Source organism: Bradyrhizobium sp. SZCCHNR1093, from assembly GCF_032381175.1.
In the GTDB taxonomy this organism is placed as follows: Bacteria; Pseudomonadota; Alphaproteobacteria; order Rhizobiales; family Xanthobacteraceae; genus Bradyrhizobium.
Map to the genome: position 1 here is coordinate 835,905 of NZ_JAUHJJ010000002.1, position 23,007 is coordinate 858,911.

Here is a 23,007-nt window from a genome sequence, read left to right on the forward strand (position 1 = left end):
GCGAACCACACAGGGGCAGCATGACCGATTTTTCCAGGACTCGATCGCTCTTCACGATCCCTGAAGGGGTCATCTATCTCGATGGCAATTCGCTCGGCGCGCTGCCGTCGGCCGTGCCCGCCCGCGTTGGCCGCATGATCGAAGCGGAGTGGGGGCAGGAGCTGATCCGCGGCTGGAACACCGCCGGATGGATGGTGCAGCCGCGCCGGGTCGGCGATCGCATCGCGCGGCTGATCGGGGCCGCGCCCGGCACGGTCGTGATGGGCGATACGCTCTCGATCAAGGTGTATCAGGCGCTCGCCGCGGCGCTGTCGCTCAATCCGGGCCGCCGCGTGATCCTGTCCGACAGCGGCAACTTCCCGTCCGATCTCTACATGGCGCAGGGCCTGGTCCGCATGCTCGGCGACCGCGCGACGCTCAAGGTGGTCGCGCCCGAGCAGGTCGAGGACGCGATCGACGACAGCGTCGCCGTGCTGATGCTGACCGAGGTGGATTACCGCACCGGCCGCATGCACGACATGGCCGCGCTGACGAAGAAGGCGCACGCGGCTGGCGCGCTCACGGTGTGGGACCTCGCGCATTCCGCCGGCGCCGTGCCGGTCGACCTCGCCGGCGCCGAGGCCGACTTCGCGGTCGGCTGCACCTACAAATATCTCAATGGCGGGCCCGGTGCGCCGGCCTTCATCTATGTCGCGCCGCGTTACGCAGACATCGCGCCGCCGGCGTTGTCCGGCTGGATGGGGCACGAGGCGCCGTTCGCCTTCGATCTCGACTACCGCCCCGGCGGCGGCATCGAGCGCATGCGCATCGGCACGCCGCCGATCATCGCGCTGGCCGCGCTCGATGCCGCGCTCGACGCCTGGGACGGCGTGTCGATGCAGGACGTGCGCGCGGCCTCGATCGCGCTGTCGGAATTGTTCATCGCCGAGGTCGAGAAACGCTGTCCGTCGCTGACCTTGGCGTCGCCGCGTGATGCGACGCAGCGCGGCAGCCAGGTGTCGTTCCGCCATCCCGACGGCTATGCGATCATGCGGGCGCTGATCGCGCTTGGCGTGATCGGCGACTTCCGCGCCCCGGATGCGCTGCGCTTCGGCTTCACGCCGCTCTATCTCGGCGAGGCCGAGGTGCGCGGCGCCGTCGACATCCTCGCGGAGGTCCTCGACAACAAGCTGTGGGACAGACCCGAATATCGCCAGAAGGAGCTCGTGACGTGAGCAACGGTCCCTACGATCCCGCCACCGAAGGTGCGCGGATGAACTTCAAGGGACGGATGTCCTATGGCGACTATCTGATGCTGGATCGCCTGCTCGATGCCCAGGCGCCGCTGTCCTCGGCCCATGACGAGCTGCTGTTCATCATTCAGCACCAGACCTCCGAGCTGTGGATGAAGCTCGCCATCCACGAGATCAAGGCGGCGATGGCGGCGATCGCCAGGGATGACGTGCAGCCGGCATTCAAGATGCTGACGCGGGTGTCGCGCATCTTCGAGCAGCTCAACGGTGCGTGGGACGTGCTGCGCACGATGACTCCGAGCGAATACACGCTGTTCCGCGACAAGCTCGGCGAGTCCTCGGGCTTCCAGTCGTTCCAGTATCGCTCGATCGAATTCCTGCTCGGCAACCGCAATCTCGCGATGCTGCGTCCGCATGCGCATCACCCGGAGCTGACCGCCGAGCTGGAAGCGATCCTGGCGAAGCCCAGCTTGTACGACGAAGCGCTGCGCCTGCTGGCGCGGCGCGGCTTCTTCATCGGCGCCGACGGGCAGCGCACCGACTGGCGCGGCACGCGCAGCGAGAGCGCGGAGGTGACGGCGGCCTGGACCGGCGTCTATCGCGATCCGCAGCGGCATTGGGAATTGTATGAGCTCGCCGAGAAGCTGGTCGATTTCGAGGACTATTTCCGCCGCTGGCGCTTCAACCACGTCACCACGGTGGAGCGCATCATCGGCTTCAAGACCGGCACCGGTGGCACCAGCGGCGTCAATTACTTGCGCAAGATGCTGGAGATCGTGCTGTTCCCCGAGCTCTGGAAGCTGCGCACCGGGCTGTGAGGCCGCGCACTGATCATTCGACAGGAGATTTTCATGCTCTATGCCGTCAAGGACTGGGACAATGCCTACGCCAACGGCCCTAACATCGCCGGTGGCGAGCGCTGGCCCGGCCTGTGGGTCGCGCCGGCGGAAGCCTATCGCACGACATTGGCGGGGCAGGGCCGGGCGAAGCTCGACATCGCCTATGGCGCGCACGACCGTCAGCGCCTCGACCTGTTTCTTCCCGAGGGGACGCCGAAGGGCCTCGTCGTGTTCGTGCATGGCGGCTATTGGATGCGGCTCGACAAGAGCTTCTGGTCGCATCTCGCGCAAGGCTCCATCGCGCGCGGCCATGCCGTGGCGATGCCGTCCTACCGGCTCTGTCCCGAGGTCGGCATCGCCGATATTTCGGCCGACGTGGCGCAGGCGATCGCGCGGGCGATGGACGAGGTCGCGGGGCCGGTGGCGCTGACCGGGCATTCCGCCGGCGGCCATCTCGTCAGCCGCATGATCTGCCGCGGCGCGCCGCTGCCGCCGGAGCGGCAGGCGCGGATCAGCAACGTTGTTTCGCTCTCCGGCCTGCACGATCTGCGCCCGCTGCAGCGGACCGCGATGAACGAGACCTTGCACATCGACGATGCCGTGGCTGCCAAGGAAAGCCCGGCACTGCTGGTGCCGGTCCTTGGCGCCCGTGTCACCGCCTGGGTCGGCGGCGCGGAGCGCAACGAATTCCGCCGCCAGGCCCAGCTGCTCGCCAACATCTGGACCGGGCTCGGGGCCTCCACTGCCTATGTCGAGGCGCCGGACCGGCACCATTTCGACGTGATCGACGAGCTGGCGGATCCGGAGAGTGGGTTGGTGCAGGCGCTGGTGGGGTAGTCTCAAGTAGCGTCGATTGCAGCGCTCGCCCCGTGCTCCGTGCATGCGTTCTGCGGTGACGGCGCAGCGACCTCATCTCCCCTCCCCGCAAGGGGGAGGGGAGCTCATCGTCATCGTGGCGATATCTCGAATCCGACGATGATCGCGTCAGCTCTCCGCCACCGCATCTCCCCACGCATGGAAGATCTCCGTTGCGCCGCTGTTCAAATCGCCCTCGCGCATCACGACGCTGGGGCAGGCGAATTTCATCGGCATGGTCTGCACCGGTGCCGGCACGGTCTCGAACTTCGCTGTCAGCGCGTCCGTCACCTCTTCCGGCAGGCGCGTATCCGCCCCGACCACGTCACCCTCGCTGGCGTCGATGCGAGGCTGGTGGATCGCCGTGTCGAGATCCATGCCGAAGTCCATTACGAAGGAGAGCATCTGCGCCACGGCGGGCAGGATGCGCCGGCCGCCGGAGGCGCCCAGCGCGAGGCGGCGGCCGTCGGCGGCCTGCGCCACCACGGGCGTGTAGTTGGTGAGGCAGCGCTTGCCCGGCGCCAGCGAGTTCGTCGTGCCGGGCGTCGGGTCGAACCACATGATGCCGTTGTTCATCATGATGCCGCTCTGCGGCGCCTGGAATTTCGAGCCGAAGCCGGACAGCAGGGTCTGCGTCACCGCGGCCATGTTGCCGTCGTGGTCCACCACCGAATAGTGCGTGGTGCAGGCCGGTGCCAGATATTCGGCGCCGAGCGCGCGCTTGCCGGGCGCATCGCCCATGTCGTTGAGCCGTTCGCGATAGGCCGACTGCATCGCTTCGGCATAGGCGATGAAGGCGCTTGCATCAGGCGTCTTGCCCGAGGCCGTCACGCGCGCCTGCATCAGCCGCAAGGCGTGTGCGAGCGTCGGGCCGGCCGTCAGCTCCGGTGTCGCGAACACCGTGCCGCCGCGATAGGGAATGCGCAGCGGCTCGCGGTGATGTGCCTCGAACGCGGCGAGGTCATCCACTGAAAGCGCGCCACCGGCGGCCTGGATGTCGCGGCTGAGCGAGCGCGCAATGTCGCCCCGGTAGAAGTCGCGCGCGCCGGCGCTGGCAAGATGTGCCAGCGTCGCCTTCAACTGCTCCTGCGGCAGCCGCGTCACCGCCTTCGCGCCCCATTGCGGGTTCGGCGGCAAACCATCCTTCAGATAGGCCGCGGCGCTGCCGGGATAGCGGCGCAGGTCGGCGGCGCAGCTCGAGATCATCACGGTGGTCCACCAGTCCACCAGCAGGCCCTCGGCGGCGAGCTTCACGCTCGGCGTGACGAGATCCTGCCACGGCAGCCGCGCGTAGCGGCGATGCGCCGCCTCCATGCCCGCGACGACGCCGGGCACTGCGATCGCGCCGGGGCCGTGCAGATTGCGGTCGTCCTTGACGCGGGGCCAGGGGAAGATGTCGGCTGCGACGCTGCCGTCGTTGGCCAGCGGATAGTCCGCGACGTCAAGGCTGTCAGGGGCGCGCATGCCGTAGTCGATCACCTCGACGTGGTTGTCCCTGGCGCGGTACAGCAGCATGGCGCCGCCGCCGCCGAGGCCGCTCATCCACGGCTCGAGCACGCCGAGCGCAAAGCCGGTCGCCACCACGGCATCGACGCAGTCGCCGCCCGCGGCCAGCACCTCGGCACCGACCTCGGCGGCGCGCCGTGACTGTGCCGCGACGATGCCGCCCTTGCTGGTCACCGCCGGCTTGCGGATCTGCTGACGATTGGAAAACTGGTACGGCATGGCACTCCCCCGATCCCGCCTGATTGTCCGGCGAATTGACACCGCCAAGCCTCGGCACACAATCGGCAACAGCGGGACGCTCCCCAGCCCGGATCGAATGACGGTTGCCTGCGTTGAGGAGATGTTTACCAATGGGTATTATGGTCTTCGGCAGACCAGATCGATCTCGATCAGCGCGTCATAGGCGAGACCGGTGACGCCGACGCAGGTGCGGGCCGGCAGCCGGTCCGGCGGGAAGAATGAACGGTAAGTTTCATTCATTGCCGCGTAATCGCGCTTGAACTCGGTCAGGTAAATCCGAGACATCACAATATGTTCGAGACCAAGGTTGAGACCTTGGAGGATGTACTTCAAGTTCTGCATCACCGCCTTCGTCTGATCCACGATGCCGTCGGGCAGCACGCCCGGTGCCTCCGGTGAATCCGGCATCTGACCGGTGACGAACACGAAGCCGTCGGTCTCGACCGCGTGACTGAACGGCGCCACGGGTTTCGTCGCGCCGGAGATCATGTGGAACTGCATGGTCGGATTCCTCTGCGAGTGAATGTGTAGGGTGGGCAAAGCGGCGCCGCAGGCGACGCGTGCCCACCATCCTCAGCGGATGCGCCGCGGTGGGCACGGCGCGACGTACATCATGATCGATGTCGCAGGTTCGCGGGCGCGCCTTTGCCCACCCTACGATTTAGCGTGAACTCAGCCCGCATCCTCGAACAGCCGCTTGCTGAGGATCGCGTGCACGCCCCAATTGCCGTCGACGACCTGGGTGACGCCGAAATCCACCGCGGCCGACATCAGCGCGACCGCCTCGTCCTCGCTCAGGCCTTTGATGTGCATCAGGAAGCGGCGCATCTTGCGGAACGCGTCCTTCATCGCGAGGTCGAGCGAGGAGGTCGCGTAGACCTCGCTCTGGCCCTGCGCGCCGAACTCGGCGAGATAGTTCGGGTGGCTGAAGCCGGTCAGCACCCAGTCGGTCTCGGTTTCGATCAGGGGATAGGTGAGATCGGCGAAAGGCTGTCCGGCGAGCTGCGACTTCTTGTGGAGGATGACCTGGAAGGTGCCGGTCATCGAGCATTCGATCGCGGTGCCGCCGAGCTCGCCGTCGCCTTGCGTCGCGTGGGGATCGCCGACCGACAGCAGCGCGCCGGGAACGGCGACGGGGAGATACACGGTCGCGCCCTTGCCGAGCCGCCAATTGTCGAGATTGCCGCCGAAATAGGACGGCGGAATCGAATCGACGAAGTCGGCCTCGCGTGGCGCCACGGCGATCACGCCGAAATGCGGCCGCAGCGGAATGCGGATGTTGTCGAGCACGCCGTGGCGGCGCTTGATGCTGCCGGGCGCCACCGGCACGCCGGGATAGTCGTAGGTCGCATGCACCACGCCGGCCGGATCGGTCTGCGGCTCCCAGCGATAGGAATAGAGCGCGCGCGCATGCGGCTCGGAATCGTCGGCGAAGATCTCGTAGATCGTGACGGCCTCGCGCGGCGCGGGCGGAGCGATCAGCTCATTGTAGTGATAGCCCCACCATGCCGCCACGCTGGAGCCGAACACGCGGCCTTCATATCCGCGGCTGCGGCTTCGCCGCGGCACGATGTCGAGGATCCGTACTTCGAGCACGTCGCCCGGCTGCGCGTCCTTGATCGCGACCGGGCCGGTGCAGATGTGGACGCCAAAGCCTTCGCCGGCGCCGCGGCCGAACACGCTGGCGTCCATCGGGCCGGCGCCACGGCGGTCGACGTTCTTCTTCGCCTTGGTCCAGCCGAACACGCTGAGCGCAGCGGCATCGCCTGAGATCATCAGCTCCGGATCATCGGAGGCATGCTGGGTCAGCGTCTCCACCGTGATCGTGTCGCCGGATGCGATTTCGATCTGCGGCGGCAGCGAGCGGCTGAAATAGCCCCAATGCACGCGTTCGGCCGACACCGCGAGATGATGGTGATGCCGCCGCGCATCCTGGTCGTTGGCCGGCGCGGGTAGGGCGATGTCGCTCCTGGTTGACGCCGGCCTCTCGCAGACGCGCTGCTGGGCCAGCGCATCCTGCGGCCAGCCGCGCTGACCGCGCGGGGCCGCCGACGTCATCGCCTGCTCCGCCTTCTGCTGCCGGAACTCGCGCGGCGACAGGCCGAAGCGGGCGCGGAAGCTGCGGCTGAAATGCGCTGAATCGGCGAAGCCGTAGCGATAGGCGATCTCGGAGATCGAATGGTTGGCTTCGGCTGGATTGGACAGGTCGGTCCAGGCCCTCTGCAGCCGCCGTTCCCTCACGTAGTGACTGAAATTATCGCCGGCACCTTCGAACAGTTTTTGCAGATAGCGCTCTGAGATGCCTTCGGCCTGGGCCACCCGCGCCGGCGTCAGCTCGGCATCGTCGAGCCGCCGCTCGATGGTCTGGCAGATCCGGTGCAGGATCGCAGCCTGCGTCGCGCTGCTGCCGGCCTCCGTTGTCGGCACTGCTTGTTGATGGGCAAGCGTCAGCAGCAGATCGACCAGGCTCTGCGCGACCATGCTCCATTCGGCGTCGCTGAGCGTTTCGAGCGCCCGCGCGGTGGCCTCGATGGTGCGGCAGATTACGTCGGCAAGGCCGCTTGGCGCGATCACCTGTGGGGCGGCCAATTTCAGCTTGCCGCTGATGCGGCCATGCAGGGCGTCTGATGTCACCGATAGCCCGATGGCGCGCAGATCGCGCTGGAACGCGATGTTCCAGTCGCCGACGCGCGGCAATAGCATCAGATGTCCCGCGGGGACGATGCGATGGCTGTCGCCGCTGCGGAGCACGGCGCCGTCGTCGATCGCGAGCAACGCAATCGGCAGGTCCTCATGGGCTTGCGGAACCGCGGTGATGACCTGCGAGCCCGCCGCCAGCCGCGATAGCGCGATACCCGGCGCGCCGCGATGCGAGGCGGTCGCATGGCCGTCATAGAACGGCGCCTTGGCAGCCGGCTGCAACCCGACCGCGTTCAGGACATCACGCCACGCCTCAGGACGCTCGTCCCGCGCGTAGGATTCACTGGTGAACGGACGAAAACTCATGGCACGACCCGGGTCCGGGAATTCGAAGCAACCCCCGTGCCAGATGAGTTTCATGGTCTGTCGTCTCTGTAGCGGCATGTCGGCGCTGGCCAGTGCTTTCGTCCCGGTTTCATTGAAGCCAACGCTGTCGCCGCGCGCTGAGTGCGCTCCCCTCCCCCTTGCGGGGAGGGGTTGGGGGTGGGGGTCCACATCGGCAGTGTCGCCCGGGGCACCCCCCACCCCAACCCTCCCCCGCAAGGGGGGAGGGAGCGCACTGCCCTCTGCGCGACGGCTTTTATGACCAACGTCGACATCACTCACACCGGAACACGTTCTTCCGGATCGTGCCGTGGACGCCCCAATTGGCATCCACCACCTGGGTGACGCCAAAGTCGGCGCCGACCGACAACAGCGAGATCGCCTCGTCCTCGCTGAGATGATGCACGGTCATCAGGAATCGCCGCAGCTTGCGGAAGGCGTCGCGCATCGCGCGGTCGAGGCTGGAGTGGCTGGCGATCTCGGTCTGCGCGTTGGCGCCGAGCTCGGCGAGATAGTTCGGATAGGTGAAGCCGTACACCGACCACGCCTGGTCGGTCTCCAGCAGCGGATGGGTCAGTCCTTCGAGCTGGGTGCCGCCAAGGTCGCTCTTCTTGTGGAGGATGAACTCGAAGTCGCCGGTCAGCGAGGTCTCGATTGCGGTGCCGCCGAGCTCGCTATCGCCTTGCGCGGCATGGGGATCGCCGACCGAGAAATACGCGCCGGGCACGGCGACCGGATAGTACATCCGCGCGCCCTTGCCGATGCGCCAGTCGTCGATGTTGCCGCCGGTGTAGCTCGGCGGGATCGAGGAGACATAGTCGGCTTCCGATGGCGCGAGCCCCATGGTGCCGAAATGCAGGCGCGCCGGTACCTTGATATTCGGCAAAATGTTCTCGCGCTTCCTGATCGTGCTGTGGTCGACCGGCACGCCGGGATAGTCGATGGTCGGATGCACGATGCCGTCGGGATCGGTCTGCGGCGTCCAGACATAGTTGTAGACCGCCTTGGCGAACGGCTCGCCCGATGTGTCGATCTCGAAGATGGTGATGACCTCGCGCGGCTTCGGTTCCTCGATCAGGTCGTGATAGTGGAAGCCCCAATTGGCGGCGGCGTTGGAGCCGAAGCACTTGCCGACATGGCAGCCGCACCGGCTCGGCCGCGGCTTGATGTCGAGGATGCGCACCTCCAGCACGTCGCCGGGCTCGGCGCCTTCGATGGCGACCGGGCCGGTCAGCAGATGCACGCCGACGCCCTCGCCGGAGCCGCGGATGAACGGCCCTTCGGTCGGCCCCGAGCCGCGCCGCGCCACCGCCTTGTGCTCTCTGGTCCACTTGAACACGCTCTCGGCGCCGGGATCGTCCTTGATCATGCGCTCATAGTCGTCATTGGCGTGATGGGTCAGCGTCTCGATCGTGGCGCGATCGCCGGAGCGCAAGGTGAGAGCCGGTGTCACCACCTTGGAAAAATACCCCCAATGGATGGTCTTCGGGGACACCGGCAGCAGATGGTGCTTCATGCAAGGGCCTCATGAAAGATCGGACGCGAGATCGTTGATGTTGACGTGAAGGATGAACTCATGCGACCGCATCCTTCGGCCGCTCTGCCTCCATCACCGAGAGGAAGCGCGCGGTCAGCGGGTGGCGCGGGTTGGTCAGCACCTCATGGGCCGGTCCGTCTTCGAGGATGACGCCGCCATTGAGGAAGGCGACGCGGTCGGCGACCTCGTCGGCGAAGCGGACCTGATGCGTCGAGATGATCATGGTCAGACCGTCGTCGACGGCGAGGCGGCGGATCACCTCCAGCACCTCGTTGACCAACTCGGGATCGAGCGCGGAGGTCGGCTCGTCCAGCAGCAGCACGCTCGGGTTCGGCGCCAGCGCGCGGGCAATCGCCACGCGCTGCTGCTGGCCGCCGGAGAGATGCCGCGGCAGCGCATCGGCGCGATGCGACAGGCCGACGCGGTCGAGCAACTCGGCCGCGCGGCGGTCGGCCTCGAACCGGCCGAGGCCGTGCACCCAGCGCAGGGGACCTGCGACGTTCTCCTTCGCCGTGAGATGCCCAAACAGGTTGAACTGCTGGAACACCATGCCGACGCCGACATTGGCGCGCTCGTTGGCGACCGCGCGCGGCGTCAGCCTGCGCCCCTGCTCGTCGAAGCCAAGCTTGCGGCCGCCGACGCGAATCTCGCCTGCATCCCAGTTCTCCAGATGATTGATGCAGCGGAGCAAGGTGCTCTTGCCGGAGCCGGAGGGGCCGAGCAGCGCGATCACCTCGCCGATGCGCACCGTGAGATCGAGCCCGTCCAGCACTCTGTTGCCGTCATAGGCCTTGCGCAGCTCCTTGACCTCGACCGCGACGTTGTTGCGGGCGATGGTCGCGGCGCGCCTGGCGCGATCCTCGATCGACAGGGCGAGGGGCGGCGTTTCTTTCAGTTCGGCGGGCTCCGGCGGAGCGGCCTCGACGGTAGGTGCGGTCTTCGCAAGGTCCAGCTTTGCCGCCGGATCGACGCGGCGCCATGGCAGGTAGTCCGCCAGCTTGCGTTGTTTGGCCGTGCGGTCGAGATCGAGCAGCCATTCCAGCGCGAGCTGGATGACGCTGATCGCGCCGGTCAGCAGGAGATAGATGAGACCCGAGGCGAAGAAGATCGAGAAGAAGTCGAAGGTGGAGGAGGCGAGCTGCGTCGAGCGCAAGGTCAATTCCTGCACGGCGATGACGGAGGCGAGCGAGGAGTTCTTCAGTGCGCTCACCGCCTCGTTGCCGAAGGCGGGGATCATGGTGCGGATCGCCTGCGGCGCGATGATCCGGCGCATCAGCACTGATGGCGTCATGCCGAGCGCCTGGCCGGCCAGGAGCTGGCCGCGATCGACGCCGAGCACGCCGGAGCGCAGCATCTCGGCGATGAACGGCGCCTCGTTGCAGGCGAGCGCGAGGCCCGCCGCCAGCACCGCCGGCAGCTTGATGCCGATATGCGGCAGCGCGTCGTAGGCGAACACCATCTGCAGGATCAGCGGCGTGCCGCGGAAGATCACGGTATAGCCGCGCGCAATCGCGGCCAGCAGCCAGAACCGGCTGAGCTGCATGCCGGCGAGGATGAGGCCGAGGACCAGTCCGCCGATCAGGCCGAGCGCGGTGACCTGCAGCGTGAGCTCGATGCCCATGAGCAGATACGGCATGCTGAGATAGTGCAGGAAGAGGGACATCGGTGATTGCAGCCTGATGAGTGCCGTAGGGTGGGCAAAGGCGCGAAGCGCCGTGCCCACCGTGGTGTTTCGGAACAGCGTTGGTGGGCACGCTGCGCTTTGCCCACCCTACGAAGTTGGCTCACATGCACACGTCAGCCGCTGAACTTGGAGTGTCGCCGAGGAGCCGGTGCGCTCCCTCCCCCCTTGTGGGGGAGGGGTGGGGAGGGGGGTGCCCAGCAAAGACCGTCATCTGTGGACCCCCACCCCCACCCCCACCCCCTCCCCGCAAGGGGGAGGGGAGCGCGCCGTCTTCGCCGCTATCTCTCGCGTCAAACGGAGCGGTGCTCTTAGTCCGCCGTCAAAATATCCGGCTCCTTGAAGTTCGCGGGATCGAGCTGCCACTTCTTCAGCAGCTCCTGATGGATGCCTTCCTTCTGCACCTCGATCAGGGCGGCGAGCACGGCGTCGCGGAATTTCGGCTTGTCCTTCGGCACGGCGATGCCGACCGAATAGGGGATGGTCACGGCGATCGCCTTCTCCAGCTTGTCCGGATAAGCCTTCACCGCCTGATCGACCGTGTTGACGTCGTTGACATAGGTGTCGGCGCGACCGGCGAGGATGGCCTGGATGCAATTGGCGTTGTTGTCGTAGAGCTGCAGCGTCGGCTCCGGCTTGCCTTCGGCCTTGCACTTCGGCGCGAGGTCCTGGATCAGCGGCACCTCGACATAGCCGGTGTTCTCAGCAGCCGCCGCGCCGCACATCGTCATGTTGATCCCGTTGATGCCCTTCGGATTGCCCTTCGCGACCAGCACGCCGTCGAACACCTTGGAGTAGGTGATGAAGTCGGCGGCCTTGGCGCGCTCCTTGGTGGCATAGATGTCGGAGATGACGATGTCGGCCTGGCCGCTCGCCAGCGTCGTCAGCAGCGCGGCGAACGTCACCGGCTTGTAGGTCAGCTTGAAGCCGAGGCAGTCGCCGATGGCTTCGCCGAGGTCGATGTCGAAGCCGACATATTTGCTCGGATCCTTCGGGTCGATCGATTCGTAGCCCGGTGTGTGCGGATTGATGGCGTTGACGAGCGTCTTGCCCTTCCAGTCCGGATATTTCTCCTTGAGCGCCGTGCACCCTGCGGGCGTCGCCGCCTGTGCGTCGATCGGCGCGAGAAGTCCCGTCGCAATGATGGCGCAGAGCGCGGCAAGCCACGCGCGCCGCGCTCCAGTGAATAGCCTCGTCTGCATGTTGCCAGCTCCTTCGAACGATGTGTCGCGCTGGTCCGGCGGTGCATTGGTGCCGTCGCCCCGGTCCAAGCTCGACGGCAAGCTTAGGTGCGAGCCTGCGCGGATGACTTGTCCGTAGGCGCACAAAATATTGGATCGTGCCGGTGCAAGAATTGAGCACGCATTGCTCAAATCCGCGCCGCCGCGACGGACTGGCGCGCACGCGTCAAGTCCGCCTGTGCGGTCCTCGAAGATTCCGAAAGTCGAAAATCGGTCACGCCGGCGACGGGGCAGGTGCGCACGGCGCTAGCGCCAAGATGGAGGTGGCGCCACGTCACGCGTCAGGATCGTGGCGTCGCTGCGTCGCTCCGCCCATGCGTATGTGCATTGCGATAACTCGTGTCGCAGGCTTGGCGGCAGCGGAGCTGCCGACTACGATGCCGCCGCACAAGTTGCTGATCTGTTTGTTGAGGTGTCTGCAATGCTGTTCCGTTTTACGGGACAACCATCACTCGGCCAATTCGCAGTGCGGACACTGATCGTCGTCGCCTACGCAATCATCTTCGCGCCCGTGATCATGATCGTGGTGACCAGCTTCTTCGCGCAGGAGATCGTGAGCTTCCCGCCGCCTGGCCTGTCGCTGAAGTGGTACGCCAACGCGCTGAGCAAGCCCGAATTCCTGCGCGGCCTCGTGACGAGCTTCCAGGTCGCGCTGCTCGCGACGGCGATCGGCGTGCCGCTCGGCACCGCCGCGGCGCTGGCCATCGTGCGCGGCGAGTTCCGCGGCCGGCAGGCGCTGAGCTCGTTCCTGCTGGCGCCGCTGGCGGTGCCCGGCGTGGTCGCCGGCTCCGGCCTCTACATGTTCTACGTGCTCGCCGAGGATCTGCTCGACCGCGACATCAAGGCGACGACGGAAGGGCTCGTGGCCGCGCATACGCTGCTCGCGATTCCCTGGACGGTGCGGCTCGTCGTCGCCAGCCTGCAGGGGCTCGACCGTGCCGCCGAGGAGGCCGCCGCCAATCTTGGTGCGAGCCCGTTCACGGTGTTCCGCCGCATCACCCTGCCGATGATGCGCTCAGGGATCGTTGCGGCCGCGATGTTCTCCTTCATCCAGAGTTTTGAAAATCTCGATCTGTCGATGCTGCTGGTCGGTCCCGGCCGCATTACGCTGCCTGTTGCCATGCTGAACTATCTCGAATTCCGCATCGATCCGACGCTCGCCGCCGTCGCCACCGTGCAGATCGCGCTGGTCGGACTGCTGATGGTGGTGACCGATCGCTTCGTCAAATTGTCGCGGGTGGTGTGATGGCGCAGCTCACGCTCGAGAAGCTGACCAAGCGCTTCGGCACCTCCATCGGAGTGGAAGGATTGGATCTCTCGGTCAACGAGGGCGAGCTGGTCGCGCTGCTCGGGCCCTCCGGTTGCGGCAAGACGACGACCTTGCGCATGGTCGCGGGCTTCCTGCCGCCCACGAGCGGCCGCGTGCTGTTCGACCGCGAGGACGTCACGCATCTGCCGGCCTACAAGCGTGCCACCGGCATGGTGTTCCAGTCCTATGCGCTGTTTCCGCACATGAGCGCGGCCGACAATGTCGGCTTCGGCCTGGAGATGCGCGGCCTCAACGCGGTCGAGCGAAAGATCAAGGTCGCCGACGCGCTCAAGCTGGTACGGCTGTCGCATCTCGCCGACCGGCTGCCGCGGCAATTGTCCGGCGGCCAGCAGCAGCGCGTGGCGCTGGCGCGTGCGCTGGTGATCAATCCGCGCATCTTCCTGCTCGACGAGCCCTTGTCGAATCTCGACGCCAAGCTGCGCGCCGAGGTGCGGCTCGAGATCCGCGCGCTGCAGCAGCGGCTCGGCCTGACCACTCTGATGGTGACGCATGACCGCGAGGAGGCGCTGACCATGGCCGACCGCCTCGTGGTGATGGAGGGCGGCCGCGTCCGCCAGATCGGCACGCCGCAGGAGCTGTACGACTCGCCGAAGGATGCGTTCGTCGCCGACTTCGTCGGCCGTTGCAACATCGTGGCGGGCCGGCGGGCGAACGAGAGCCAGTTCCGCACCAACGGCGGCCTGCTGCTACCGGTCGATGTCGCCAGCGGCGAGCGCGACGATGCCGATGCTTTCGCGCTGCGGCCTGAACGCATTGCAGTGGTGGCCGGTGAGTCCGGCGAGGTGCGCGGCCGCGTGCTGGCGATCACCTATATGGGCGCGCAGAGCGAATATGTGGTGGCGATCGGCGACGAGACGCTGGTGGCCGTCAGGCCAACGCCCGACGCGAGCGAGCCGCTGGCAACACTCAAACCGAACGATCCCGTGTCCCTGGAATGGGACCGCAAGGTCCCGCGTCTCGTGCCGCAGACAGCTTCGTAAACACCATCCATTCACAGCAAGAGGTTCTCCCATGATTTCGCGACGTCACTTTCTCTCTGCCAGCGCCGGCGTCGCCGCGCTGGCGTCCGGCATGCCCTCTGCGCGCGCCGAGGGCGGACAGGTCGTGGTCGGCACCTGGGGCGGCGACTACGGCCAGTTGCTCTCCGATATCATCGACAAGCCGATCATGACGCCCAGGGGTTTTGAGATCGTGCAGGACGTCGCCAATGCCGATCCGCGCAAGACCAAGCTGCTGGCCGAGCGGCAGAGCCGGCGCGGCTCGATGGACGTCGCCTGCCTGTCCGACAACGACGCCTACATCGTGTCGCAATCGGATGTGTTCGAGAAGGTCGATGCGGCGCAGGTGAAGCGGCTGGACAAGGTGTTCCCGGAGCTCCGGAGCGAGATCGCGATCCCGCACATCTATTCGGCGCAGGTGATCCTCTACAACACCAACCAGGTGAAGACGCCGCCGCAATCCTTCGCGGATCTGTGGGATCCGAAATGGCGCGGCCGCATCGGTCTCGCCGACATCCTCTATCCCAACAACACGCTGGCGGCGGCGCTCGCCGGCGGTGGCGGCGTCAGCAATCTCGATCCGGCCGAGAAGAAGCTGATGGAATGGCGCTCGCTCGACGTGAAGATCTATCCGTCCAACGAGGCGCTGGCGGCGGCGCTGAAGTCGGAGGAGGTGTGGCTGACCACGATGTGGCTCGCCCGCGGCTTCATGTGGAAGAAGTCCGGCATCCCGCTCGCCCACGTCGTGCCGAAGGAGGGCACGCCGGCGATCGTGTTCCAGGCCTCGGTGCCGAAGAACGCCAAGAACAAGGCCGGCGGCTTCGCCTATCTCGACGCGATGCTGGACGCCAAGGCGCAAGGCGGCTTCGCCGACAAGATGGGCTACGTCCCGACCGTCACCGACGCCGTGCTGCCGGAGGACCTCGCCAAGCAGGTCAGCCTGACCGAGGCTGAGCGCGCCCGCCTGCTGAAGCCGGACTATGCCTATGCCGCAGGGCGCTCGCAGCGCACGCTCGACTTCTGGAACAAGGAGTTCAAGGCGTAAGTCTTGAACTCCCGCTCCTGCGGCGCAGGCCGCAGGAGCATGCGGCTGATGCGCCGCTCATCTGCAATCGGAGCTCGCGCGATGGCGCTGCTGGTCGTTCCTGCCTGTCTGCTGGTCCTGGCGCTGCTGGTCGGGCCGATGATCCTGATGTTCCGGATCTCGCTCAACCAGTTCAGCCCGACCCAATTGATGGTGCAGGCGCTGTCGCCGGACAACTACATTAAGGCCGCGACCGATCCGTACTACCAGCAGATCATCCTGGCCACGCTGGGCATCGCGCTGCTGTGCACCTTGCTCACGCTGATCCTGGCGTTTCCGGCGGCGTATTGGCTCGGCCGCATGGAGAGTCGCTGGAAGAGCCTGGTCGTGATCGCGACCCTGTTTCCGCTGCTGGTCGGCAACGTGGTGCGCTCGGCCGGCTGGATGGCGCTGTTCGCCCGCGACGGGCTCGTGAATACGAGCCTGATGAAGCTTGGCCTGATCTCCGCGCCGCTCGAGATCATGTACACGACCAAGGCCGTGATCATCGGTATCATCGCCGTGGTGCTGCCCTACATGATCCTGACGCTCTTGGCGGTCATCGAAAGCATTCCCCGCGACCTGGAATATGCCGCCGCCAATCTCGGCGCCTCGGGCGCGCGGGTGTTCTGGCGGGTGATCCTGCCGCTGTCCGGCCCCGGCGTGGCCGCCGGCTCGATCCTGGTGTTCGTTCTGTGCATGAACACCTATGCAACGGCGGTGCTTCTCGGCGGCCCCCGATTCAAGATGATGGCGCCAGCGGTGTACGACCAGTTCGTGCGCGGCAACAACTGGCCGATGGGCGCCGCGCTCGCCTTCATGCTGCTCGCTGTGACCATGGCCTTCACTGTGTTTGGCAGCGTGGCGTTCGCGCGGCGGTACAGGACGGGATAAGGGCGTTGGGCGTCATTGCGAGGAGCGCAGCGACGAAGCAATCCAGACTTCCTTCGTCGTCCCTGGATTGCTTCGCTGCGCTCGCAATGACGGAAAAACCATTCGTAGGGTGGGCAAAGGCGCGGAGCGCCGTGCCCACCATCTTGCAAGAGAAGGACGGACGGTGGGCACGCTACGCTTTGCCCACCCTATGCTTCGAAAATGAGGAAACGCCTTCATGACCGACCAAGCCACGATGCTGCCGGGCGATGAGCTCGCCTTCATCCGGAACAAGGGCGCGGCGCCGATCGTGCCGAAGGCCACGTCGCGCGATCGCGGCATCGGGCCGTTCAAGCGGCTGGCGCTGCGCAGCGCCATTGTGATCGACGGCACCGGCGCGCCGCCGATCGGGCCGGTCGACATCATCGTCGAGGATGGCCGCATCGTCAGCATCAAGAAGGTCGTCGGCTACGGTTATGCCGGCAACGCCGGCGAGCCCGCCGATCACGAGATCGACTGCCGCGGCAAATGGGTGACGCCGGGCTTCGTCGACTGCCACGCCCATGCCGGCGTCGCCTATCACTCCGCCAATGGCTGGGTGCCACCGGTCGACTATGTCTACAAGCTCTGGCTTGCGCACGGCGTCACCACGGTGCGCGAGATGGGCTCGATGAACGGCCTGTCGTGGATGCTCGACCAGAAGCAGCGTGCGGCTGACAACACCATCGCCTCGCCGCAGCTGCTGGCTTACGCCTATTTCCCGGCCGTCAACGACATGGTCAAGACCATCTACACGCCGGAGCAGGGCCGCACTTGGCTGCGTGCGGTGAAGGAGCGCGGCGCCGACGGCATCAAGTTCTTCGGCGCGCCGCCGGCGATCATGGAGGCCGCGCTCGACGAGTGCAAGACGCTCGGCTTGCGCACCGGCTGCCATCACGCCCAGATGGCGGTGTCGCGCATGAACGCCCTGACCACGGCGAAATGGGGCCTGACCAGCGCCGAGCATTATTACGGCCTGCCGGAGGCGCTGTTCGAGGATCGCGTGATCCAGAACTTCCCGCTCGACTACAACTACACCGACGAATATTTCCGCTTCTCGGTGTCGGGCCAGATGTTCAGGCAGGGCGCCGAGCCCGGCTCGGCCAAGTGGAACGAGGTGCTGGAGCAGTTCCTGGAGATCGGCTTCACCTTCGTGCCGACGTTTACGATCTACGACGCCAACCGCGACCTGATGCGGGCGCGCCAAGCCTATTGGCACAAGGAGTACACCTGGAAGTCGATGTGGGACTACTTCACGCCGCAGCGCGGCGGCCACGGCTCGTACTGGTATCGCTGGTCGACCCAGAACGAGATCGAGTGGAAGGAGAACTACCGGCTCTGGATGGCGTTCATCAACGAATACAAGAACCGCGGCGGCCGGGTCTGCACCGGCTCGGATTCCGGCTTCATCTACCAGATCTTCGGCTTCGGCTATGTCCGCGAGCTCGAGCTGTTGCAGGAGGCCGGCTTCCATCCGCTCGAGGTGATCCGCTCGGCGACCTCGCAGGGCGCGGCGCTGTGCGGCCTCGAGAACGAGATCGGTACGATCGACATCGGCATGCGCGCCGACATCCTTGTGCACGACCACAATCCGCTGACCGATTTCAAGCTGCTCTACGGCACCGGCGCGATGCGCTTCAACGACGCCACCAACGCGGTTGAGTGGCATCGCGGCCTGAAATACACGATCAAGGACGGCATCATCTACGATACCGAGGAATTGCTGGCCGACGTCCGCGAGTTGGTGAAGGCGAGCTGGGAGAGCGACGTGCCGGAGAAATACGCCGCCAAGGATAAAGACAAGGACGCCGCGGCGCCATGAGCGCCGGTGCAATCGACTTCTTCGTCCTGACCGGCTTCCTCGGCTCGGGGAAGACGTCGCTGCTGCGCGACGTGCTGAGCGTGGAGACCGGCTCGGACACCGCCGTGATCGTCAACGAGGCCGGCGAAATCGGGCTCGACGGCGTGCTGCTGCGCGAGAGCGGCGACGACGTCCCGATGGCGATGCTGTCGAATGGCTGCGTGTGCTGCCAGGTCGGCAGCGATCTCGCCTTCACCATCGACCGCCTGATCATGGCGCCCCGCCCCGCCGGCCTGCCGCCCCTGTGCCGGATCATCCTGGAGACGTCGGGCCTGGCGATGCCCGGCCCGGTGCTGCGCCAGCTCGCGACGCTGGCCGAGCACCGGATGCGCGTCGCGGTCGTCGCAACCTATGACCTGACGCGAGGGCTCGCCGTCGCGACATTCGAGGAAGCTGCGGCGCAATGGGCGGCGGCGCATCGCATCGTCGCGACCAAGGCTGATCTTGCGCCGCAGGCGCTGACTGAGGCGCCGGTTGCGATCGCGCAGCTGAACCCGGTGGCGGAAGTCGTTGCCGGCGCTGATCGCGCAGCCATCGTCTCGGCCGCCTTCGCACCCCTCGTAGCCGCGTTGCCCCTACGCGAGGTCGCGCCCGATCTGGCAACCGCGCATCCGCGCCTCGCGCTCTGCCTCGTCCGCCCGCGGGCTGAGATCGCCTATGCCGATCTCTCCGGTTGGCTCGACAATGTCGCCGGCGCGCTCGGCGAGCGGCTGCTGCGCGTCAAGGGCCTCGTGAAGGTGCACGAGGCGCCGCGGCCGCTGCTGGTCGAAAGCGTCGGCACGATATTCGCGCCGCCGCGGCAACTGACGGCCGAAAAACTGCCGGCGCCCTTCATCGTCGTGATCGCGCGCGACATTGTCCGCAATGAGCTCGAACAGGTCGAGCCGTCGGGCCTGTTCGCATTCTCCTGGCGCGAGCCGGACAGCGCGGCAGCCCGGCCGCGCGGCATCCGCGCCGAGTGGGTCACGTAGATTGCGCGCCGCCGATCGTGCTCAGACTGCGTGACGGATAGCGCAGAGCCACGTCGAACGGGTTGAGCTTGCCGGCCAGCGCCTGCGCCTCGCCCTGCAGGATCTTGACCACATGCGGCAGGCGATCGGCGTTCAGCCGTTCGGCCAGCGTGCCGACACTGAGCGCCGCGACGGCGCGGCCCTGCGCGTCCAGCACAGGCACGCCGACGCCGGCCATGCCGGGAATGAGCCCGGTGCTGGTGTTGACCCAGCCCTGCGCGCGCGCCTGCGCCAGCGCACTGCGCAGCGAGGCTTCGTCGAGGAAGCCGCGATCGAGCAGGCGCGGGATGTTGAAGCGGATCACCGCCTCCTGCTCGTCCTCGGGCAGGTTGGCGAGAATGGCGAGGCTGCCCTGGCCGAGTCCGAGCGGCACCTTGCCGCCGATGTCGCCGGTGAAGGAGCGGATCGGAAACGGACCCTCGACGCGGTCGAGGCAGACCGCATCGAAGCCGTTGCGCACCAGCAGGAAGATCGTGTCGCTCAGGGTCGCCGACAGCCGCAGCAAAGCCGGCCGCGCGGCCTCGCGCAGGCCGCTGGCCTGGCCGGCGCGCGCGGCAAGCACGTAGAAATCCAGCGCGAGGCGATAGCGCTTTCCGGCCACCTGCTCGGCGAAACCCTCCGCGGCGAGGTCCTGCAGCATGCGGTGCGCGGTCGGCTGGCTGCAGCCCGCGACCTCGGCGATGTCCTTCAGCCGCAGCCCGTCGGGGTCGCCCTCGGCGAGAATGCGCAGCAGCTTCAGGGCCCGGCGAAGGCTGGAGGCAGAGTCGGTGTCGGATGGAGTCATCTGTTTGATTGAATGAGAGCGCGCAGTTTGAAGATAAGATTTCATATATCAAAATTCGAAAGAGATAAATTCAGGATATCGGAATTCACGATTGACCATCTGGTTCGCTCCCCGGCATGAAAGAACCCCAGGGCGGCAATCCCTGCCGATGGCGAAGGGAGCCTCCCGCGCGAGGACGCATGGGTTTCCTGACGCTGGACGGTCTGACGAGGCTCTACGGCGATGTCGCTGCGGTCAGCGATGTCAGTCTCAGCGTCGCCAAGGGCGAGTTCATCTCGCTGCTCGGTCCGTCCGGCTGCGGCAAGACCACGACGCTTCAGATGATCGCCGGCTTGGTCGAGCCGACGTCCGGGCGCATCACGCTCGATGGCCGCGACATCACCCATGAGAAGCCTGATCGCCGCGGGCTCGGCATCGTGTTCCAGAGCTACGCGCTGTTTCCGCACATGACCGTGGCGCAGAACATCGCCTTCGGACTCGAAATGCGCAAGGTGATCAGGGCCGAGCGCAAGGCGCGCGTCAAACAGGCGCTCGCGCTGGTGCAGCTCGCATCGCTCGCCGACCGCTATCCGCGCCAGCTCTCCGGCGGCCAGCGCCAGCGCGTGGCGGTGGCGCGGGCGCTCGTGATCGATCCGCCGGTGCTGCTGCTCGATGAGCCCTTGTCCAATCTCGACGCCAAGCTGCGCGAGGAGATGCAGTTCGAGCTGCGCGGCATCCAGCAGCGCATCGGCACCACCACGATCATGGTGACCCACGACCAGAGCGAGGCACTGTCGATGAGCGACCGCGTCGTGGTGATGGAGCACGGGCGCATCATGCAGGTCGATGCGCCCTATCGTCTCTATGAGAGCCCCGCGACGCCCTTCATCTCCTCCTTCGTCGGCAAGATGAACCGACTGTCCGGCATCTGGCGCAACAATGGCGTCGAGATCGGCGGCCATGCGCTGCTTCCTTGCGAGGGCGCTGGTCTCGCCGAGGGCGCGGCTGCCGTGCTGGCGATCCGGCCGGAGAAGATCGGTCTGGCCGCTCCCGGCGCCGGCGTGCTCGACGGCCGCATCAAGGCGCGTTTCTTCCTCGGCAGCGCCTGGTTCTTCACCGTGGAGACCCCGGCCGGGGTGATCGGCGTCTCCCTGCCCAATGCAGGCGGGGAGCCGGCGCGCGAGGGCGATCAGGTCGGGCTCGCCTGGAGCAGCGCCAGCGCGCACGCGTCCAAGCCGGACGGAGCGTCACCGGCATGAGCAGCGGGCGCGCCAGTGCGACACCATGGTTGTTGGCGGCGCCGGGCGCGCTGCTGTTCGCCGCATTGGTCGTCGTGCCTCTGGCGCTCACGCTGATCCTGTCGTTCCACGTCTATGACGCCGCGACCGGCGTCAAGGACGAGACCACGCTGACGCACTACATCGCCATCCTCTCCGACAGCTACTTCCTCAATATCTTCTGGCGCACCCTGCGGCTTGCGGCGCTGACGACCTTGGTCTGCGCAGCGATCGGTGCGCCCGAGGCCTACATCCTGGCGCGCATGCGCGAGCCCTGGCGCTCGGCGTTCCTGCTCGCGATCATCGGCCCGCTGCTGGTCTCGGTCGTGGTGCGTGCCTTCGGCTGGAGCATGCTGCTCGGCCCCACCGGCCTCGTGAACGAGGCTTTCCGCGCGGTTGGCCTCGGCACCGTCAGGATCCTCTACACCGAGACGGCCATCGTCATCGCGCTCGTGCATGTGATGCTGCCCTTCATGGTGATTCCGGTCTGGACCTCGCTGCAGAAGCTCGATCCGATGGTCGAGGCCGCCGCCTGGACGCTCGGCGCCTCGCGCTTCACCGCGCTGCGCCGGGTGGTGTTGCCACAGGTGACGATGGGCCTGCTGTCGGGGTGCCTCGTCGTGTTCGGACTATCAGCGTCCGCGTTCGCAATCCCCGCGCTGCTCGGCGGCCGTCGGCTGAAGATGGCGGCGACGCTGGTCTATGACGAATACATGCACGAGCTGAACTGGCCGCTCGGCGCGGCCATCGCGATCCTGGTGCTCGTCATCAATCTCGTCATCATGCTTGTCTACCAGCGCTTGGTCGAGGCGCGCGCCAGGCGGACGCTGGGGTGAGCGGCATGCGCCACAATGGTCCCATAGCGCTTGTCTTTCACGCGCTCGTCGTCGGCTTCGTTCTGGCGCCGCTCATCGTGATCTGCCTCGTCGCCTTCACGCCGGCGAACACACTCACCCTGCCGACCACGCAATTTTCACTGCGCTGGTTCGCGGCCGTGTTCGCGCATCCGGATTTCGTCGCCTCCTTTCTCAACAGCCTGTGGGTCGCAGCGACAGCCGCGACGATCGCGGTCGTGCTCGCGGTCGCCGCCGGCCTCGCGCTCGATCGTTACGAGTTCCGCGGCCGCGCGGCGCTGAACGCGCTGTTCCTGTCGCCCTTGATGATCCCGCATCTCGTGCTCGGCGTCGCGCTGCTCAGATTGTTCGCGCTCGTCGGTGCCACCGGCAGCCTGCTCTGGCTCACCGCAGGCCACATCGTCGTGGTCACGCCGTATGTGCTCCGGCTGGTGCTGGCGGCACTGTCCGGCCTCGACCGCAGCGCCGAGCAGGCGGCCGTGACCTTGGGCGCCTCGCGCTGGATCGTATTTCGCCGCATCACCGTGCCGATGATCCTGCCCGGCATCACCGGCGGCTGGCTGCTCGCCTTCATCAACTCCTTCGATGAGCTCACGATGTCGATCTTCATCACCTCGCCCGCCACCGTCACCCTGCCGGTGCGCATGTACATGTACGCGACCGAGTCCATCGATCCGATGATGGCGGCGGTATCGGCACTGATGATCGCGGTGACGGCGGCGGCGATGCTGCTGCTCGACCGCATCTTCGGTCTCGACAAGATCCTCGTCGGGCAGGGCTGACA

At 66.6% G+C, this 23,007-nt stretch carries 19 protein-coding genes; 12 read left to right on the forward strand and 7 right to left on the reverse strand.

Annotated features, from left to right (window positions below; translation table 11 throughout):
- Positions 1 to 20: 20 nt before the first annotated feature.
- From kynU to QX070_RS09530, 3 genes are read left to right on the forward strand one after another with little or no spacing between them, the layout of a single operon-like run.
- Complete coding sequence (kynU, locus tag QX070_RS09520; protein ID WP_315736625.1) at positions 21 to 1,214, forward strand: kynureninase; 1,194 nt, start codon at positions 21 to 23, stop codon at positions 1,212 to 1,214.
- Positions 1,211 to 2,050, forward strand: a complete 840-nt coding sequence (kynA, locus tag QX070_RS09525) for a tryptophan 2,3-dioxygenase (RefSeq protein WP_315736626.1) — start codon at positions 1,211 to 1,213, stop codon at positions 2,048 to 2,050. Before kynU ends, kynA begins: the two co-directional genes overlap by 4 nt.
- Before the next feature lie 33 nt (positions 2,051 to 2,083).
- Positions 2,084 to 2,908, forward strand: coding sequence for an alpha/beta hydrolase (locus QX070_RS09530; protein ID WP_315736627.1), 825 nt, complete (start codon positions 2,084 to 2,086; stop codon positions 2,906 to 2,908).
- A 147-nt stretch (positions 2,909 to 3,055) separates the two neighbouring features.
- On the opposite strand, the gene QX070_RS09535 is transcribed toward QX070_RS09530, so the two are convergent.
- The 6 genes from QX070_RS09535 to QX070_RS09560 all read right to left on the reverse strand — a co-directional run bounded on the left by QX070_RS09535 (position 3,056) and on the right by QX070_RS09560 (position 12,116).
- Positions 3,056 to 4,651 carry a gamma-glutamyltransferase gene (locus QX070_RS09535; protein WP_315736628.1) on the reverse strand — a complete coding sequence of 532 codons (1,596 nt, stop codon included), beginning with the start codon at positions 4,649 to 4,651 and terminating at the stop codon, positions 3,056 to 3,058.
- Between the two features lie 138 nt (positions 4,652 to 4,789).
- A complete protein-coding gene (locus QX070_RS09540) occupies positions 4,790 to 5,173 on the reverse strand; it encodes a RidA family protein (RefSeq protein ID WP_315736629.1) in 384 nt (127 codons plus the stop codon).
- Between the two features lie 171 nt (positions 5,174 to 5,344).
- Positions 5,345 to 7,678 carry an acetamidase/formamidase family protein gene (locus QX070_RS09545; protein WP_315736630.1) on the reverse strand — a complete coding sequence of 778 codons (2,334 nt, stop codon included), beginning with the start codon at positions 7,676 to 7,678 and terminating at the stop codon, positions 5,345 to 5,347.
- A gap of 292 nt (positions 7,679 to 7,970) precedes the next feature.
- On the reverse strand, positions 7,971 to 9,212 hold the full coding sequence (locus QX070_RS09550) for an acetamidase/formamidase family protein (RefSeq protein WP_315736631.1): 1,242 nt from the start codon (positions 9,210 to 9,212) through the stop codon (positions 7,971 to 7,973).
- Positions 9,213 to 9,270: 58 nt separating this feature from the next.
- Complete coding sequence (locus QX070_RS09555) at positions 9,271 to 10,896, reverse strand: amino acid ABC transporter permease/ATP-binding protein (protein WP_315736632.1); 1,626 nt, start codon at positions 10,894 to 10,896, stop codon at positions 9,271 to 9,273.
- A gap of 329 nt (positions 10,897 to 11,225) precedes the next feature.
- Positions 11,226 to 12,116, reverse strand: a complete 891-nt coding sequence (locus QX070_RS09560; protein ID WP_315736633.1) for an ABC transporter substrate-binding protein — start codon at positions 12,114 to 12,116, stop codon at positions 11,226 to 11,228.
- 460 nt (positions 12,117 to 12,576) lie between these two features.
- On the opposite strand from QX070_RS09560, the gene QX070_RS09565 reads away from it, so the two are divergent.
- The 6 genes from QX070_RS09565 to QX070_RS09590 all read left to right on the forward strand — a co-directional run bounded on the left by QX070_RS09565 (position 12,577) and on the right by QX070_RS09590 (position 19,290).
- Complete coding sequence (locus QX070_RS09565; RefSeq protein ID WP_315736634.1) at positions 12,577 to 13,401, forward strand: ABC transporter permease; 825 nt, start codon at positions 12,577 to 12,579, stop codon at positions 13,399 to 13,401.
- On the forward strand, positions 13,401 to 14,465 hold the full coding sequence (locus tag QX070_RS09570; RefSeq protein ID WP_315736635.1) for an ABC transporter ATP-binding protein: 1,065 nt from the start codon (positions 13,401 to 13,403) through the stop codon (positions 14,463 to 14,465). The genes QX070_RS09565 and QX070_RS09570 overlap by 1 nt, the downstream gene beginning before the upstream one ends.
- A gap of 31 nt (positions 14,466 to 14,496) precedes the next feature.
- Positions 14,497 to 15,528: a PotD/PotF family extracellular solute-binding protein gene (locus QX070_RS09575; protein ID WP_315736636.1), complete on the forward strand. Its 1,032-nt coding sequence runs from the start codon at positions 14,497 to 14,499 to the stop codon at positions 15,526 to 15,528.
- A gap of 81 nt (positions 15,529 to 15,609) precedes the next feature.
- Complete coding sequence (locus tag QX070_RS09580) at positions 15,610 to 16,440, forward strand: ABC transporter permease (RefSeq protein WP_315736637.1); 831 nt, start codon at positions 15,610 to 15,612, stop codon at positions 16,438 to 16,440.
- A gap of 217 nt (positions 16,441 to 16,657) precedes the next feature.
- A complete protein-coding gene (locus tag QX070_RS09585; protein ID WP_315736638.1) occupies positions 16,658 to 18,280 on the forward strand; it encodes an amidohydrolase family protein in 1,623 nt (540 codons plus the stop codon).
- Positions 18,277 to 19,290: a CobW family GTP-binding protein gene (locus tag QX070_RS09590; RefSeq protein WP_315736639.1), complete on the forward strand. Its 1,014-nt coding sequence runs from the start codon at positions 18,277 to 18,279 to the stop codon at positions 19,288 to 19,290. The genes QX070_RS09585 and QX070_RS09590 overlap by 4 nt, the downstream gene beginning before the upstream one ends.
- Here QX070_RS09590 and QX070_RS09595 read toward each other — a convergent pair.
- A complete protein-coding gene (locus QX070_RS09595) occupies positions 19,283 to 20,113 on the reverse strand; it encodes an IclR family transcriptional regulator (protein ID WP_315736640.1) in 831 nt (276 codons plus the stop codon). The genes QX070_RS09590 and QX070_RS09595 overlap by 8 nt on opposite strands.
- 179 nt (positions 20,114 to 20,292) lie before the next feature.
- On the opposite strand from QX070_RS09595, the gene QX070_RS09600 reads away from it, so the two are divergent.
- Genes QX070_RS09600 through QX070_RS09610 form a run of 3 tightly spaced genes read left to right on the forward strand, consistent with a single transcriptional unit; the run spans position 20,293 to position 23,005 of the window.
- Entirely contained in the window at positions 20,293 to 21,351 is a 1,059-nt protein-coding gene (locus QX070_RS09600) for an ABC transporter ATP-binding protein (RefSeq protein WP_315736641.1), read from the forward strand.
- Positions 21,348 to 22,205 carry an ABC transporter permease gene (locus QX070_RS09605; RefSeq protein ID WP_315736642.1) on the forward strand — a complete coding sequence of 286 codons (858 nt, stop codon included), beginning with the start codon at positions 21,348 to 21,350 and terminating at the stop codon, positions 22,203 to 22,205. The genes QX070_RS09600 and QX070_RS09605 overlap by 4 nt, the downstream gene beginning before the upstream one ends.
- A gap of 5 nt (positions 22,206 to 22,210) precedes the next feature.
- Positions 22,211 to 23,005 (forward strand): ABC transporter permease, encoded by a 795-nt coding sequence (locus QX070_RS09610; RefSeq protein WP_315736643.1) that lies wholly within the window; start codon positions 22,211 to 22,213, stop codon positions 23,003 to 23,005.
- The last annotated feature ends 2 nt before the right edge of the window (positions 23,006 to 23,007 follow it).

What these genes read in the sequence shown, in the direction of transcription:
- QX070_RS09580 (WP_315736637.1), top strand. Translation starts at nt 15,610, where the DNA reads ATGGCGCTGCTGGTCGTTCCTGCCTGTCTGCTGGTCCTGGCGCTGCTG.
- QX070_RS09575 (WP_315736636.1), top strand. Translation starts at nt 14,497, where the DNA reads ATGATTTCGCGACGTCACTTTCTCTCTGCCAGCGCCGGCGTCGCCGCG.
- QX070_RS09560 (WP_315736633.1), bottom strand. Translation starts at nt 12,116, where the DNA reads ATGCAGACGAGGCTATTCACTGGAGCGCGGCGCGCGTGGCTTGCCGCG.
- QX070_RS09535 (WP_315736628.1), bottom strand. Translation starts at nt 4,651, where the DNA reads ATGCCGTACCAGTTTTCCAATCGTCAGCAGATCCGCAAGCCGGCGGTG.
- QX070_RS09555 (WP_315736632.1), bottom strand. Translation starts at nt 10,896, where the DNA reads ATGTCCCTCTTCCTGCACTATCTCAGCATGCCGTATCTGCTCATGGGC.
- QX070_RS09565 (WP_315736634.1), top strand. Translation starts at nt 12,577, where the DNA reads ATGCTGTTCCGTTTTACGGGACAACCATCACTCGGCCAATTCGCAGTG.
- QX070_RS09585 (WP_315736638.1), top strand. Translation starts at nt 16,658, where the DNA reads ATGACCGACCAAGCCACGATGCTGCCGGGCGATGAGCTCGCCTTCATC.
- QX070_RS09550 (WP_315736631.1), bottom strand. Translation starts at nt 9,212, where the DNA reads ATGAAGCACCATCTGCTGCCGGTGTCCCCGAAGACCATCCATTGGGGG.
- QX070_RS09530 (WP_315736627.1), top strand. Translation starts at nt 2,084, where the DNA reads ATGCTCTATGCCGTCAAGGACTGGGACAATGCCTACGCCAACGGCCCT.
- QX070_RS09605 (WP_315736642.1), top strand. Translation starts at nt 21,348, where the DNA reads ATGAGCAGCGGGCGCGCCAGTGCGACACCATGGTTGTTGGCGGCGCCG.
- QX070_RS09600 (WP_315736641.1), top strand. Translation starts at nt 20,293, where the DNA reads ATGGGTTTCCTGACGCTGGACGGTCTGACGAGGCTCTACGGCGATGTC.
- kynU (WP_315736625.1), top strand. Translation starts at nt 21, where the DNA reads ATGACCGATTTTTCCAGGACTCGATCGCTCTTCACGATCCCTGAAGGG.
- QX070_RS09570 (WP_315736635.1), top strand. Translation starts at nt 13,401, where the DNA reads ATGGCGCAGCTCACGCTCGAGAAGCTGACCAAGCGCTTCGGCACCTCC.
- QX070_RS09595 (WP_315736640.1), bottom strand. Translation starts at nt 20,113, where the DNA reads ATGACTCCATCCGACACCGACTCTGCCTCCAGCCTTCGCCGGGCCCTG.
- QX070_RS09590 (WP_315736639.1), top strand. Translation starts at nt 18,277, where the DNA reads ATGAGCGCCGGTGCAATCGACTTCTTCGTCCTGACCGGCTTCCTCGGC.
- QX070_RS09540 (WP_315736629.1), bottom strand. Translation starts at nt 5,173, where the DNA reads ATGCAGTTCCACATGATCTCCGGCGCGACGAAACCCGTGGCGCCGTTC.
- QX070_RS09545 (WP_315736630.1), bottom strand. Translation starts at nt 7,678, where the DNA reads ATGAGTTTTCGTCCGTTCACCAGTGAATCCTACGCGCGGGACGAGCGT.
- QX070_RS09610 (WP_315736643.1), top strand. Translation starts at nt 22,211, where the DNA reads ATGCGCCACAATGGTCCCATAGCGCTTGTCTTTCACGCGCTCGTCGTC.